Source organism: Ornithinibacillus halophilus (assembly GCF_900129485.1).
GTDB classification, from domain to species: domain Bacteria; phylum Bacillota; class Bacilli; order Bacillales; family Amphibacillaceae; genus Ornithinibacillus; species Ornithinibacillus halophilus.
The window spans coordinates 40,064-56,049 of the sequence record NZ_FQVW01000018.1; the positions used below are offsets into that span (position 1 = coordinate 40,064).

The 15,986-nt window shown below is 39.0% G+C and carries 8 protein-coding genes; 6 read left to right on the forward strand and 2 right to left on the reverse strand.

Annotated features, from left to right (window positions below; translation table 11 throughout):
• Positions 1–17: 17 nt before the first annotated feature.
• Entirely contained in the window at positions 18–893 is an 876-nt protein-coding gene (locus BUB12_RS09090) for an N-acetylneuraminate lyase (protein ID WP_072890225.1), read from the reverse strand.
• A 175-nt stretch (positions 894–1,068) separates the two neighbouring features.
• On the opposite strand from BUB12_RS09090, the gene BUB12_RS09095 reads away from it, so the two are divergent.
• Positions 1,069–1,911, forward strand: a complete 843-nt coding sequence (locus BUB12_RS09095) for a MurR/RpiR family transcriptional regulator (protein WP_072890227.1) — start codon at positions 1,069–1,071, stop codon at positions 1,909–1,911.
• A gap of 358 nt (positions 1,912–2,269) precedes the next feature.
• Here BUB12_RS09095 and BUB12_RS09100 read toward each other — a convergent pair whose 3' ends face one another.
• Complete coding sequence (locus BUB12_RS09100) at positions 2,270–8,953, reverse strand: pullulanase (RefSeq protein WP_072890229.1); 6,684 nt, start codon at positions 8,951–8,953, stop codon at positions 2,270–2,272.
• Between the two features lie 1,203 nt (positions 8,954–10,156).
• Between BUB12_RS09100 and BUB12_RS09110 the strand changes: the two genes are divergently transcribed.
• The 5 genes from BUB12_RS09110 to BUB12_RS09130 all read left to right on the forward strand — a co-directional run bounded on the left by BUB12_RS09110 (position 10,157) and on the right by BUB12_RS09130 (position 15,360).
• Complete coding sequence (locus BUB12_RS09110) at positions 10,157–11,068, forward strand: carbohydrate ABC transporter permease (RefSeq protein WP_072890233.1); 912 nt, start codon at positions 10,157–10,159, stop codon at positions 11,066–11,068.
• Positions 11,065–11,874 carry a carbohydrate ABC transporter permease gene (locus BUB12_RS09115; protein ID WP_072890235.1) on the forward strand — a complete coding sequence of 270 codons (810 nt, stop codon included), beginning with the start codon at positions 11,065–11,067 and terminating at the stop codon, positions 11,872–11,874. Before BUB12_RS09110 ends, BUB12_RS09115 begins: the two co-directional genes overlap by 4 nt.
• A 26-nt stretch (positions 11,875–11,900) precedes the next feature.
• Complete coding sequence (locus BUB12_RS09120) at positions 11,901–13,214, forward strand: ABC transporter substrate-binding protein (protein WP_072890237.1); 1,314 nt, start codon at positions 11,901–11,903, stop codon at positions 13,212–13,214.
• A 451-nt stretch (positions 13,215–13,665) separates the two neighbouring features.
• Entirely contained in the window at positions 13,666–14,382 is a 717-nt protein-coding gene (locus BUB12_RS09125) for a glycerophosphodiester phosphodiesterase (protein ID WP_072890239.1), read from the forward strand.
• A 15-nt stretch (positions 14,383–14,397) separates the two neighbouring features.
• Positions 14,398–15,360 carry a ComEC/Rec2 family competence protein gene (locus tag BUB12_RS09130; protein ID WP_072890241.1) on the forward strand — a complete coding sequence of 321 codons (963 nt, stop codon included), beginning with the start codon at positions 14,398–14,400 and terminating at the stop codon, positions 15,358–15,360.
• Positions 15,361–15,986 lie beyond the last annotated feature (626 nt).

The following is a 15,986-nucleotide window of genomic DNA, read 5'->3' on the forward strand; positions in this document are numbered from 1 at the left end:
ACTCCTACTAAGATGGTTTATTCTCCTGAAGATAGAATATCGATAATTTTTTCTGCTTCTTTCTTTTCCTCTGCTGATATTTCTCTGAATGGAAACTTCATATATCCACCATCAATACCGTTTTGTTTTAAAACATGTTTGATAGATTGATAGACTCCCACGTCTTCTAAAATCGAAATAACTTTGTTCATTCGATTTTGTAAGTCGCGTGCTTCTTGAAGGCTTGAAGTTTGCACGGCATTAAATACGCCATTTGCTTCTTTTCCAAGAAGGCTATACGTACTACCGATAGCTCCATCAGCACCAGATACTGCAAATTGAAGAAGCATATCATCTGCTCCACCGAAGAATACTTTATCTGGATGTAATTCTTTCAATTTAGTCAACTTAGAAAGATTTGTATCTGAATACTTAACCCCGATAACGTTTGGTAACGCTAACAATTCACCGTAATTTTCGATTGTAATTTCTGTACCAGTAAGAACTGGGATGGAATACACAATCATCGGGTGATTTGTTTCCTCTGTAATACGTTGATAGTAAGACTTAATTTCTTCAAAACTAAATTTATAATAATATGGTGTGATTGCAGATAGTGCATCAAAGCCAAGTTCTTTAGCCTCATTCCCTAATCGAACAGCTTCTTCGATGTTTAGTGATCCGATTTGTGCAATTAAGGTTACGTCACTTCCTGCTTCACTTTTCACAATTCGAAGTACCTCTTTTCGGGTGCTCTCATCCATTAGAAAAGCTTCACCTGTGGAACCACCTACATATAAACCATTAACTTTCATTTCATCGATATTATAGCGTACCACCTCCCGTAGTCCTTTTTCATTGAGGGTACCATCCTCATTAAAGGGTGTTAACAATGCTGTCATTATGCCATTCATAATATACCTCCATCCAGCGGTAATTAAGAATCCGCTTTCATTCTTGATGATTTAGGTGTATCATATCAGTATGATAATAAATTGTCAATATTAATTTTAAAATGGAGTTAATCTCCAATTGGGTAGTTTTTTAAAAGAAAAGTAGTTTATTAGAGGGAAATGAGGGAGTATAACTATGGCCTATCAATTAGATGACAATAATGTGAATTTAAGTTTACTAATGGAACAAAACAAAAATACCTATACTAAATCGGAACAAAAGCTGTATACCTATATCACCGAGAACTTTGAACAGATCGTGTATCAGTCACTAACAGAATTAGCAATTGCGTGCCAAGTTGGGGAAGCCACTGTGTTACGTTTTTGCCGAAAGTTAGGCTGTAAAGGGTATCAAGAATTCAAATTATCCTTAGCAAGAGAACTTTCAAATCGAGATAAAAATAATAATCACGGAACGTATATTGATAAGGTAAGAAATAATATGATTCAAGCGATTGAAGATACACATCATTTAGTAGACGATGAGCAATTACAGAAGGCGGTTGAAATGATTAATGAGGCAAAAACTGCAGTTATATATGGTGTTTCCTCATCAGGAATAGCTGGACTGGATATGCAGAACCGATTAATGCGTATTGGGGTTAATTTTGAGGTTATCACAGATTCCCATAACCAGGTGATTCGCTCCAATTCCGTCAATAAGGATACGGTGATTATCGCAATCAGTTTGACGGGGAGTACGAAAGATATTATTAATGCCGTCAAAATAGGAAAAGACAATGGGGCAAAGGTTATTGCCATAACAAACTATATGAAATCTCCCCTTACGCAATATGCCGATTCTGTTTTACTAACCTCTGCCAAGGAAAATCCATTGGACAGTGGTTCACTCGTCTCCAAAATATCACAGTTATTTGTGATCGATCTATTATGTACGGGAATAACAATGGCCAACTACGAAAAAGCCAAACAAACAAAAGAACAAATCGCACATACGATCGCGAATAAATTGTATTAATCCATTGAGGAGCCTGTCACTTGTCGAAATTTGTCAAAACTTTTGCAAGTAATACTTCTATTAAAAAATGCCTGTCACTCCTCGTTCGACAAAAAACGGGAAGTGACAGGCACCAATTATTTAAGGAATTCGCTCCTCATCCTCCCATATTCGATCGCCCCCCTTAGATTTCGCTCCTCTCCCTCCCATATTCGATCACCAACCCTTAGATTTCGCTCCTCACACACCATTTTTCGCTCCCCAACCCTAGGAATTCGCTCGCCACCCCTTAGATTTCACTCCTTCCATCTCAAACAAAAAAACACCTGCCACTAACCCCGTTCGACAAAAAACGGGAAGTGACAGGCACCCCTCAGTTCTATTCTGTTTTTCTTCTTCTTTGCATCACGATTGCTATGGTTCCAACTAGTAGTAGTCCAAATCCTACTAATAGCCAGTTGTAGTAATTTGTTGCTGTTTTTGGAAGCTTTTTACCTTCCTCATCTTTTTCTACACCATCATTACTATTACCATTATTGCTATTGTTGTCCTTGCCGTTATTACCATTGTTTCCATCGTTTCCGTTATTTCCTTTGTTGTTACCGTCGTTGTTACCAGTTCCCGGTTTTTCCCCTTCTTCAGGGTCCTCTTCGTTTCCTGGTTCTTCACTATCTCCAGGTTCTTCTTCACCTTCGTCTGGCTCATCACCATCACCCGGTTCTTCCACTTCATGAGATACCTTCACAACAACTGTAGTCAATGCATCCAATGTTATTTGATCTGAAGTTAATTCAAATCCTGTTGGGTCAACAACCTCATTGACGCCTGACTCATCACTATCAACCACAACCACATCATCTTGAAGGTCGACATTATTTAGTGTAAGCGTGCGCTCCTTATCATCTGCATTTAGGAATACATAGTACTCTTCATTTCCATCAGATGAAACAGCACGGTACGCAATAGTTAAGTCATGCTCACCTATTTCTGGTACATCCAATAAAGTTACATTATTATTCACTTCATCCATTGTACCTAGCGTAAAGGCATCTGTAGAACGACGTAGCTTAATCAAACCAGTAGTAAATTCTCTTGTTTGAGTTTGAATTGGATATAGCTCTTCATTGGTTGCCATTTGCCAATCAATTTTATTAATCATATCCGAAGAATCATAGGAATCATGAATAAAGTACGGATACACAAATGGATTACCAGATTCATCTGTTAAGTACGTTGACTTATATGGTGCTTCCGTTGTTTCCTCACGATATTGTTTCGTGCGACCAAACTCTTGACCAGCATGGATAAATGCTGTACCTTGAGCAGTTAAAACCATCGCATTGCCAAGACGGATACGTTTGTGAATCTCTTCCTCATGAAATTCAGGATCCTTCTTAATGGATTGTGCAATCACATCATGCAATGTTAAATTATCATGTGCAGCAATATACGACACGACATCACCTGGGTCGTCTGCAACAAAATTATGCGGTTTTGCTGTTAAGTTATCAAAAATTTGTTGGATATTACGTGCTCCCCCAGTTAAGAAGCGTGGTTGTCCTTCACTACCGAACCCAGATTTCAACTCATTTCTGAATTCATCGGAGAATACACCAACACTATCAGTATGCTGCATCCAATCTTGGTCGGCAGGCATGACCGGTTCACCTTCATCACCTGCAAATGTTCTCCAGCCTTCTCCAATCATAATAATGTTCGGATTGATTGCTTTTGCCGTATCATAAGCAATCTGAATACTTTCTGCATCATGGTCTCCCATCATATCAAAACGGAAACCATCTATTTTAAACTCCTCCACCCAATAAGTGATAGAATCAACTAATACTTTTCGTGACATTTCATGTGTTGTTCCTAAACGGCCACCGCCGAAGCTTTCTCTTGGTGTACCATCGGCATCCATGAAATGATAGTAATTTGGTACTAAATCTTCAAAAATATCCACTCTCGCTGTATGGTTGTACACCACATCAAGTACAACGCCCATTCCACGACTATGAATTTCATCAATTAAGCGTTTAAATTCAGCGATTCGTTGTTCCGGATCATCTGGATTTTCAGAATACATACCAGATAAAGAGAAATAACTATGAGGGTCATAGCCCCAGTTGTAATTTGTATTTGATGAAGCCCATTCAAGTAAGCGCTCATCACTCGCCCACTCGTTACCAAAGAAGTAACTCATAACAGGAAGTAATTGAATATGGGTTACACCTAAATCTTCAATATAATCTAATTTCTCAACGAAGGATGCAAACGTACCAAACTGTGCATTCAGTTCATCTGCAATACTAGGATCCGATGTAAAATCACGCACATGTACTTCATAAATAATCGCATCTTCTTTCTTTTCAAAACCATCTATATTAGCAAAATCTAATTCTGGACCAATTGTAGATGGATCCACAATAGCAGCTTTACCAATCGGGTACTCTCCACCCATCTCAGGGTTAGCCCAAGTTGCCATTGATTTCGCATATGGATCAAGCGCTAATTTGGTTTCTCCATCATGGGTAATCTTGTAATGGTAGTAATAGCCATGTAAACTATTCAATCCCGTATTTGCTTCGTCAAGAGTTACTTCCCAAACTCCACGTTCTCCTAGAGTCATCAGGATTTCCTCATGCACTACATCAAACTGGTTATCTTTGTCATAAAGAACAACGGATACATTTTCAGCTTTAGGTGACCATAGTTTCAATGTTGCCGTACCATCTGCATGTAACTCGGCACCTAACTCACCATCATATCCATACATCTCATCAATCATTCTCCAACCAGCGGACGCAGAAACTGTTTGTTCCCCGTAAGTTATATTAAATGGAGCTTTTTCTAAATCAAAGCTACCATATAATTCAACTACCACATCGTCTATCACTGTTGCACCATTAATAGCCATTTCATTTCCATCACTGTCAAGCACAGTAACTCCAGATAATAGCTCTTCTTCGGTTAATCCATCGGTTTTCGAAAACCGTAATTGAATTTTTTCATCAGATAAAATTTCTCCAGAAAGAAGTGCAACTGGAACGGAACCATAAGGATTCGTGTACACCTGGTCATCCCCATCTGTGATAAAAATTTGCTTGTATTCTAACATAGAAAACTGATAATCTCCTGTTTGCTCACCACTATTTTTATTTACAAATAGGAATCCAATTTGCTCAGCACCCTCTGCTAACTCTATATCATAGTAAGCACCGAACTTATCAATTCCACTTGGATCATGAGCACCATCAGGCCATCCATCCGTTGGTGCAGCTACATCTCCCCAAGTCCATGCAGACCATCCATCATAATTCTGATCATCACGTTCATAATGAATCCGAATCGTATTTTCCGGAAGATCCACAGGTGCTACAAGCGAAACATCATCGGACCCTTGTGTAATCCAAACTTCATTGATTTCTGGTGAAAATAATTCAACGAACTTGTCGCCGCCATCTTTATCACCAGTAACTGTATTTAAGACTAAAAATCCTACCTTTTGCGCATCACTTTGCAATGGAATGTCAACATATGCACCATATTCAGTTATTTGGCTGTCTACAAATGGAGTCCCACCTGATGGCCAATTTTCTGAAGGGAATTCAACGTCTTCCCATAACCATAATCCTAAGTCTGTATAGTTGTTATCATCACGTTGATAGTGTACGCGTAACGTATCTTCAGGAATTTCTGGTACAACAATCTCTCCATCAGCATCATCTTGATCAGATGTTAAGATCACTGTTCCTCCATTCACTCGACCAGGAAGTGTAATCGTCATCGTACGATTTCCATCAACAGAATAAGAAGCGTCATTATACACATCCTCTGCTGTTGTGTTTTCCACAAATGGGACAGCAATATTAACATCAACTGCTGCTTCATTCGTATTAATACCAACAATTACTGACTTTCCTTTATATGTTCGTTTATAAATCATATATCCATTTTCATTGTTACCCGCAATTAATTCATAACTTCCCTTAGAGAAAATTTTCGAGTAGTCATCACGGATATTTAGTAGTTTTTGATAATGGGCATGCACGTCATTCCCCTCTACTTCATCCCAAGGGAATACATAACGATTATCATATTGTGGCCAATTATTTATCCCTGAAAGACCAAGCTCTTCTCCATAATAAATGACAGGCTGACCTTTCGATGTAATTTGCAATGTTGAAGCAGCCATTAGCTTACTAGTATCTTGGTCACCAATATAATGTAGGAACCCGTCTTCATCATGGCTACCTAAGAACTGACCCATTGTTCCTGTATTGTCTATTACATCATTTCTTTCCTGAATTTTAGCATCAACTGAACGAATATTTCCGTTCACTAAATCTCTAGCAATTGATTTAAATTCAAAATCGAGTAACGAATCCATCGTCCCTGTATTTAAGTAACGGTCAGCATATTCATTGGTTGCAGTTGCACCAAAAGCCTCCCCAATCATCTTAAATTCTGGAATGGTTTTCGTTAATTCATTTTTAAAATGCATCAATGTTGCTTCGTCCACATGTTTCACTGTATCAACACGGAAATAATCAATGGTATTTCCATTATCTGTTGTCGCTTTTTCAAGCCAATTCACTTGCCAATCAACAATTGTCTCACGCACAAGAGGGTCTTCTGTTTTGAAATCTGGAAGTCCAGAAAGTTCTCCAGTTACTTCATCTCCATAATCCCCACCATCTTGACGGAGCATGTCTTCAAATCGCAAGCGGTCTTCATCTGTTGGATATCCTGCTTGTGGGTCTACCACATTGCCATCATCCATTTTTAATCCATAACCTGCATGGTTCAACACCACATCAACCATTATTTTAATACCACGTTCACTTGCAGCATCAATTAATTCATGGAATTCCTCAAGTGTACCAAGGTGTGGGTTAAGTTCTTCAAAATCTAATCCCCAATACCCATGATAGCTATGATATGGGATGTTATTTGCGTTTGGATCATTGTAAGCCACGTCATGGTACACATTCTCTACAATCGGTGTGATCCAAATTGTATTGATTCCAAGGTCATCTAAATAATCAAGATTTTGGGTGACTCCTTTAAAATCTCCACCTTGATATGAGCCAGGACTTGTTGGGTCATAGCCAATATTATTATTGTTTGCTTCATTTCCATCAGCAAAGCGGTCTGTCAGCATGAAATAAATTCGCGCCTCATCCCAGTCAAAATCTTCTTCCCCATTTACTACACGTGGTTCAACATGAATTTCTGCTTCATTTGTATGCGTACCACCATAAACATCGACAACCGTTACAGGCAATGTTTTCGTACCAGCTGTTACTTGATCACTAACAGCAATCGTTACTTCATTTAATTCAGGACTAATAGCTGTTTTGCTATCGCCACCAACCGCTGTTAAATCAACATACATTTCACGAATTGAATTCGCATCCAATTCATTCCCAGTTCCGTCCACTACATGTAACGATAGTACAGCATTTTGATTGTAGTTAATTGAGTTAGGGGAAACTTCTGTATCAATAGTTATATCCACAGAAGAAAGCGTAATGAACGATTTGCCTTCATCATTTACGTTGTAAGGGTCGGCAATTTCCTGTGTTTCTCCATTCTTCGATACAACATACGTATATTCATACGTACCCTCTGCTAAATCCTCCACGTTGGTAATGAAGCGTTCATTTTCTTCTTCAAAAGTCATATCATATACGTTTCCATCTAACTTCACTTGTACAGAATCAATGGTATTCATTGCGTTTTCTCGGTAAAGTTCTGCATCACGATAGAAAAAGCTGACATTACCTTGGTCAATAACAGGTGCAGAAGCAAATGGTACGGTACGGAACTCCACTTCACCTTCTTTGACAAATACTTTTGTCAAATCTTCAGTTGGGCTAATTTGGATTGTACGGTCTTCATCAACATCTACCTCAGACCAATCTGTCCCTTTCCGTAATTTAAAGCCCATGCTGTTATTGGTTGGACCTACTTCAATATTCGCCGTTGCTACTTCAGCTACTTCCTCAAAATCGATTTGTCCTTCACGAGCACCAGTATTCCAAGTCCAGATGTTCCAGCCTTCATAATCCTGGTTCTCTCTCTCATAAACAAATCGTACAGTTGGTGGGTAAAAATCATCCCCGATAGCAGGTTCACTATAGTAAACCTCCTCATCACCTTGAACGATCCACACTTCTACTTGATTTTCCCCATCAGGCATTGTGATGGTTCTTTCCATCTCTTGACTGTCCCACTCACCAAGTCTTGTAATAATACTTAGTTCATTTTGGACAAATTCATATGTTCCACTTGCAAATTCGCCATTCATTGATTGAAATTCATATCCAGCGCCATTCATACCGTTGCCCCAGATCCACATATCCCAATCCATTGCAGTGCCATCATGGCGATAATAATTAATGGTAAATTCATTCATCGTATCCACAATCAATACTTCTTTCGTAGATACGTAGCCATTAAATTCTGCTTGGATGGTGAATGTTTCACCAACTTGTGCTTCATTTGAAACAGCCAGTACATCGCTATTTATAGCTACCCCTGATATGTCCTCTGCGATGGACCATGTTGGAACAGCTTCATCGTTCGTTGTTCCTTCAGGGCTGAAGAAAGTTCCAGTTAAGGTTGTTTCACTTCCTACCTCCACTGAATCAGGAACTTCATCCACTTTCACGCCAGGTACATGAACGACAGAATTCCCTCCATTCATAAGTGGGTTTAATTGGTCAGGAAAATCTCCTTCCTCCCAAGACGTACCCTTAGCAAACTTATATTCATATGTACCAGGGTCTAATGAAATCGTCTTAGTAAAAACACCATCCACATTTTCCATTGGAATGGCATTTGAAATGTCCCATTCGTTTAAGCTACCGACAACATACAATGCATCACCATCGTGTACAGCATTGAAAGTAACATTTCCTTCATTATCTACTACAGGACTCTGAAGGCTGTCAGTTGTGCCGTCAGCTAGCACTGGTTGCACACCAGTGAATAAACTAAGGAACATTAATGCAGTTAAAAAAATCGAGATACTTCGTTGATAGCGCTTGATTAGCATCCCCTTTTCTCCTCTCAAATGTTTTGTGAAAACGTTTGCACAAAACAGTATAAAAAAAGACCTAAAATATTAATGATTATGTTGAGTTTGTATGCAAACGCTTTCCTAAACAATATAATACTATGAAACTAGCAAAACAACAACAGTTTTGGATGGTGCCTTTGGATGGTGCCTGTCACTTGTCGAAATAAATCGAATAATTCGGGTGTTTCAGGAAGGTTCACGATCGATATGTTTAAAAAGGGTTTGGAATTGAGAGTTAAATAGGAAAGGGGGCGCTCGCTGACCTTGAAGATTCGCTCCTCATCTCCCCATATTCGATCACTCCCCCCCTAGATTTCGCTCCTCGCACCCCGGTTTTCGCTCGACTCCCCCAGGAAATCGCTCCTCTACAACCTATATTCGCTCCACAACCCCAGTGATTCGCTCCTCTCACCCTGGTTTTCGCTCGCAGGCCTTGAAGAATCGCTCCTCTACAACCCATATTCGCTCCACATCCCCAGGGATTCGATCCTCACCTCCCATATTCGCTCCCCACCCTAGGAAATCGCTCGCCCCTTCTACCTCTAATAAAAAAACACCTGCCACACCCCGTTCGACAAAAATCGGGAAGTGACAGGCACCATTTCACTTTACAATCCTAATACTCCGTCGTCTTCTTCTATACTTATAATCCGAGATGGATCCTTTAGCGATAACTACAAGAGAAATTATAGATACAATTAACATTACCAACAACCAACCTACAATAGTTAAGGACGCCACGATCACCATTTCAATCCCCTCCGAAAATATATGTCATATAATTATACCAGAAAATTCAGTAAATAGTAGACGTTATCTGGTATTTGAGTCAGATTATTATGATTTCCGTATCCGTTAGCCCATTTATTGATCAGTTTAAACTCAAAATTAGCTCTCCCTCACCCATCCATTCAATTCCCCCCAAAAACCCTACACAGTAGGCTCTCATCCCTAAATATTAATTCTTTGTAAATTTGAGAAAATTAAGTTGACAACGCTTTCACAATATGATTAAATTTAAGACAAGTTAATACATTGTATGGAGATAATCGGAGATCCACAAAAAGTTGCCTCATATATAGTAGGGAGGGGTTTTTTGTGGATTAATTTATTTTAGGGGGTGATTTCCCGTACATAGGCAGCTTAGCGAACAAGAAGAAGAAGGGGTGTAAATTACTTTTGGCACAAACAGCAAAAACAACAAAGTCAAGTTATCATAGTCGCAAGAAATTATTCGGTATCGGAATGCTGTACTTATCCCCTGCCTTACTATTACTCGGAGTTTTTCTATTTTATCCAATGCTTAAAACACTTTACTTCAGTTTTTTTGAGGTGAGTGGTGGGGGAACAATTGAAGGTTGGGTTGGCTTTGGCCATTATGTTGAATTATTCCAATCTAGTGAATTTCGTAAAAGTATGGTTGGTACCTTCTTATTTGTACTGTATACCGTACCTGCCGAAATTCTTATTGCTTTATTTTTAGCAGTAATTGCTAGTGAAAAATTAAAGGGAATTGGCTTTTTTAGAACCGTTTTCTCATCTACACTAGGAGTTTCTGTTGCAGCTGGTGCAACCATTTTCTTATTCCTATTCCACCCATCGTTAGGAGTACTAAACAGTATCTTAGGGTTTGTGGGAATTGACGGAGTAGAATGGCTAACAAGTTCCAAATGGGCCCTCGTCTCTGTAGCGATTACAACCGTTTGGATGCACATCGGTATCAATTTCATTATTTTACTTGGTGGCTTACAAAATATTTCAAAAGAACTATACGAAAGTGCAGATATCGATGGAGCAGGTTATTTCCAAAAGCTCTTTAAAATTACAATACCAATGCTATCACCAGTATTGTTCTTCGTAATCATTATCGGTGTTATCGGCGCTTTCCAGACATTTGGACAGATTGATATTTTAACTGGTGGAGGACCTGCAGGATCAACGAATATTATCGTTTACTCTATTTATCTAGAAGCCTTCTCCTATGGAAACTTCGGATTTGCGAGTGCACAAGCGATTCTATTATTTATCATTATCCTAATTGTTACCATCATCCAGTTTAGAATCGGAGAAAAGAGGGTGCATTATCAATGATTAAAAAAATTATCCTTTACACATTACTGATATTGTCATCAATCATCCTTTTTTTCCCGATTCTATATGCAGTTTCAGCAAGTTTCATGACACCACAAGAAATTTATGCTGGTAAATTGTTGCCATCATCGATTAATTTTGATGCCTATAAAAATGTATTCGAGCGAGTTCCATTGCTTCACTACCTAACAGTCAGCTTTTGGGTATCATTTATCGTTATGATTGGACAGTTAATCGTTTGTAGTTTATCTGCATATGCATTTGTGTTCATTCCTTTTAAAGGAAGAAACTTAATCTTTTTCATATTCTTAGCAACGATGCTAATTCCGTGGGAAGCGACAATTATTCCAAACTTCTTAACGATATTAAATCTTGGTTGGGTAAACACATATGCGGGCCTTACACTCCCATTCTTCGCCCTACCGTTTGGAATATTTCTATTAAGACAGCACTTCCTCACACTACCAAAAGAATTGTGGGAATCCGCACAAGTGGATGGCTGTTCAAGATTTCGATTTTATTTACGTTTCGCGTTACCACTATCCAAATCATCATTAAGTGCGTTAGGGATCTACGGATTTTTAACAACATGGAATCAATACCTATGGCCACTACTTGTTACGAATGATGACACGGTTAGAACCGTACAAATCGGGTTAAAAATGCTAATTGCCAATGAAAGTTCCTCGTCTTGGAATCTAGTAATGGCAGGTGTGGTAACTATCTTAATTCCAACTCTACTCCTATTATTTATAGGATTAAAGTATATCAGAGAAGGATTAACAGCAGGAGCAGTAAAAGGTTAGTAAATTTGAAAGGGGAAATGAAAAAAATGAAAAAATTATTAGGAAGTTTTACATTACTGCTAGTATTGATGTTTACTTTAGTAGCATGTAGTAATGACTCCAACAATGGAGACAACGATGGGAACAGTGCTGATGGCGACAAAACAGAAATCACATTCTGGCACGCAATGAGTGGTATTAACGGAGAAGCTTTAGAAAAAATTGTTGACGACTTTAATGCGCAATCGGACTCTGTTTCGGTTGAAGCTATCTATCAAGGAAGCTATGACGATTCACTAAATAAGTTACGTGCTGTTGGTGGATCTGATGAAGCTCCAGCAATCGTACAGGTTTTTGAAATTGGTACAAAATACATGAGTGAAAGTGGATTTATCACTCCAATGCAAGAATTCATTGATAAAGATGATTTTGATGTATCGATTTTAGAAGAAAATATTCTATCATACTATCAATTGGATGGCGACTTCTATTCAATGCCATTTAACACATCCAACGCCGTTATGTTCTATAACAAAGACATGTTTGAAGCTGCTGGTTTAGACCCAGACAATCCTCCAAGCACATTTGGTGAAATGGTTGAAGCAGCAGAAGCACTTTCTGACGATGATACGTATGGATTTACAATGGCTACAATTGGTTGGTTCTTCGAGCAGTTAATGGCGAACCAAGGTGCACTTTACCTTGACAATGACAATGGACGTAGTGGTGACGCTACAGAAGCATTAATTAACTCTGAAGAAGGATTAAATATCTTCAACTGGTTAAATGAAATGAACGAAGCTGGTACATTCCGTAACTACGGTAGTAGCTGGGATGACCCACGTGGACCATTCTTTGCAGAGCAAGTTGCTATGTACTTAGATTCAACAGCAAACACTAAGCAAGTATTAGAAAATTCTTCATTTGAAGTTGGCACAGCATTCTTACCAACTGCAGACGGTATGGATCCACAAGGTGTAATCGTTGGTGGTGCATCACTTTGGATTACAAACCAAGTATCTGAAGAAGACCAAGATGCTGCTTGGGAATTTGTTAAGTTCTTGACAGATGCTGAAGTTCAAGCAGAGTGGGCTGCATCTACTGGATACTTCCCAATCACACCAGCTGCTTACGATGTAGATGTATTAAAAGATGTTCATGAAGAATTCCCAATCTACACAACTGCTGTAGAACAATTGAAAAATACAACAGTTAGCCCTGCTACTCAAGGTGCTCTAACAGAAGTATTACCAGAAGCACGTAAAATTATTGAGACTGCTTTAGGTGAAATGTATGAAGGAAAAGATCCAAAAGAAGCATTAGATGAAGCAGCACAGAAAATTAACGACGCATTGAAATAAGTAGTTCTTTAAGAGGCTTATATATCAAATTATAAGTGCTCTATAGGTGAAGAAACTCAAAGTTAGTGCTTAGTTGATTTCCACTGCTGGCAGTCGCTTTCCGTGGGCACGGCTTCAGCCTCCTCGGAAGAAAACCACTTCCTGTGGGGTCTTCAGACACGTGCTGTTCCCACAGGAGTCGACTGCCATCCGTTCCAATCAACAATCTATATTGCAGTAGGTCCATAATTCTTATTGTGTAAAAATACACACTAGCGTAAGAAATACACGTAGACTCCGGCGGGAGCAGAGGCATAGGTGAGACCCCGGAGAGCAAAGCTCGAGGAGGCTCACCAGCCGCCCGTGGAAAGCGAAGTGTATTTTCCGTAGCGGTCGGATTTACGCCACCACTAAAATTAACTGTACTTTCAATTAAAGTAAGATAATTTAACAATAAGCGAGGTTACTAGATTTGATTATAAACTTTGCACACAGGGGTTCTCTTACAGAGGCCCCTGAAAATTCATTACCAGCCATAAAAAAAGCCATTGAACATGGCGCAAAAGCGATCGAACTCGATGTCCAACTTTCAAAAGACAATCATTTAGTGGTGATACATGATCACCATTTCAAACGGTTTAATCCAAGCATCAACGGATTAGTCCGAGATTATACGTTAGCAGAAATTAAAAACATCGATATTGGTTCCTCCTTTTCCAAAGAATTTGAAGGTACCAGTCTTACAACATTAGAAGAAGTGTTAGAGATTTGTCCGGAAGACACCTTATTAAATATAGAAATAAAAAATATTCCTGTCATCTATGAAGGAATCGAAGAAATTCTAGTAAACTGCTTACGTGACCACAACCGTTTCCAAAATATTATCATTTCATCATTTGACCATCATGCATTACAAAAAGTACAGGCACTAGAGCCAAGCCTTAAACTCGGTCTTTTAATTTACTATCGAATGGTAAACCCCTGGGAATATGCCAAAAACTGTGGACTGAACTTAACAAGTGTTCACCCACTTCAAACGTGGACGGACCAACAGTTTATTGAAGAATTTCATAATCTCGGTTTAAAAGTCTATCCTTTTACAGTTAATGAAGAAAAAAGATACAAAGAATTAATCGACCTTGGTGTCGACGGGGTCTTCTCAAATACCCCATCAATATTTACTCCCTGAATATGGAGGTAACGTATGTCTTTTAAACACTGGTCTATTGTAAGTTTTATCATCATTCTCCTGTTCGTAACTGCTTGTTCAAATACTGAAGAAGAAGGTATACGAGAAGTAGACGCTGAAGCAGTGTTTGCTATGAATGATGCTGGAGGCGAGTTAGAAGTCCGCTTTTTCTATCTTGACCCATTAGAAGGAACAGAAAAAACGGGTCTTTCTACGTTAATTAGGACACCTGAAGGGCAAACAATTCTAATTGATGCAGGGATTCCTTCTGTTGGGCCACTAATTGATGATTATTTATCACGATTGGATATTGATACCATCGACTATGCCGTTGCCTCCCACCCACATTCTGATCATATCGGAGGCTACACGACACTGTTTGAAACAAAGAAAATCGGAAAGCTATTTGAAACTGATTTACCCTATGATTCTAACCTATACATAGAGTACCAAGACCTTATTGCAGAAAAAGAAATCGATGTTGAATACGTGGAAAAGGGAAATACGTTTGAGTTAGAAGAAGATATGACACTAGAATTTTTAAATCCTTCTCAGGAAAAAATAGATAAATACCTAGATATCTTTGACGATTTTTCGGCTGGTATCATAAATGATTTATCATTAGTCGCCAAACTCACGTATAAAGATACGACCTTCCTCTTCCCTGGTGACATTTATGATGCTGTGGAAAGTGAGCTAGTCAATGAGTATGGCGAAAAATTAGACGTTGATGTACTCGTTGCCCCACACCATGGTCAGCATACATCGTCATCTAAAAAGTTCATTGAAGCAGTCAATCCAGAAATCACTGTTATTCCTATTAATCTATTATATAGTCGTACGACCTATGAGGATTATATCGATCATGGGAGCGAAGTTTTCGTTTCCCAATTCGATGGAAATGTTTTACTCATCACAGACGGGAATGTAATCGATGTCTACAGTGAATTTGAAAAAGCAGAAAAAGTATCGAACTAAGACAGGCATAACCCTAAGCGAAAGGTCATATAGTTATACTTTGAAAGGTAGAGTTATATGAAAACCGCTTCACAATACCTGTCTATTCACAGGGTATACTTTACAGTGACTCACAGTTTCTTGTGCCTATGATTTCAATACTGAGCCTTGCTCCCCAGCAAGGCTTTGTTCTTCAGAGATGTCTAGCTCCGAGCACCTGCGACTAGCGAAGGAACTTCAAAGAGATACTTCTTTGTCCTTTGTGCCGAGTAATCGCAAAAGAACTACGTGGAGAGACCTCATTGCTTTTGTGCCGAGTAACCGCAGGCACAGGCACAAGACTTCCTTCGCCTCCGTACGATAAAGAAGACTTGCCGATTGGTGGAACCAGAGGCTTAGTCGCACTTATACCCTTGTGGTGAAAGTCAACATCGACTCCGATACAAAGGAAGGCCGACTAAAACCAGACTTTGCGTCCAACGTCGGCATACCCCTATGAAGGGGCATGTTTCCTTTTCGCTTTCGAGCATAAGATTAACTAAAACATTCGCCATTAATGGCGAATGTTAAGTTAATCTAATCTCCTTGAAAATGCATTTACATTTGCATTTTCTGCGTGCGATGTTTTGCTGTCGTAGCATTCCTTG

Excerpts from the sequence above, each read along its gene's own strand:
- BUB12_RS09090 (WP_072890225.1), bottom strand. The coding sequence starts at position 893 with ATGAATGGCATAATGACAGCATTGTTAACACCCTTTAATGAGGATGGT.
- BUB12_RS09095 (WP_072890227.1), top strand. The coding sequence starts at position 1,069 with ATGGCCTATCAATTAGATGACAATAATGTGAATTTAAGTTTACTAATG.
- BUB12_RS09100 (WP_072890229.1), bottom strand. The coding sequence starts at position 8,953 with ATGCTAATCAAGCGCTATCAACGAAGTATCTCGATTTTTTTAACTGCA.
- BUB12_RS09115 (WP_072890235.1), top strand. The coding sequence starts at position 11,065 with ATGATTAAAAAAATTATCCTTTACACATTACTGATATTGTCATCAATC.
- BUB12_RS09120 (WP_072890237.1), top strand. The coding sequence starts at position 11,901 with ATGAAAAAATTATTAGGAAGTTTTACATTACTGCTAGTATTGATGTTT.
- BUB12_RS09130 (WP_072890241.1), top strand. The coding sequence starts at position 14,398 with ATGTCTTTTAAACACTGGTCTATTGTAAGTTTTATCATCATTCTCCTG.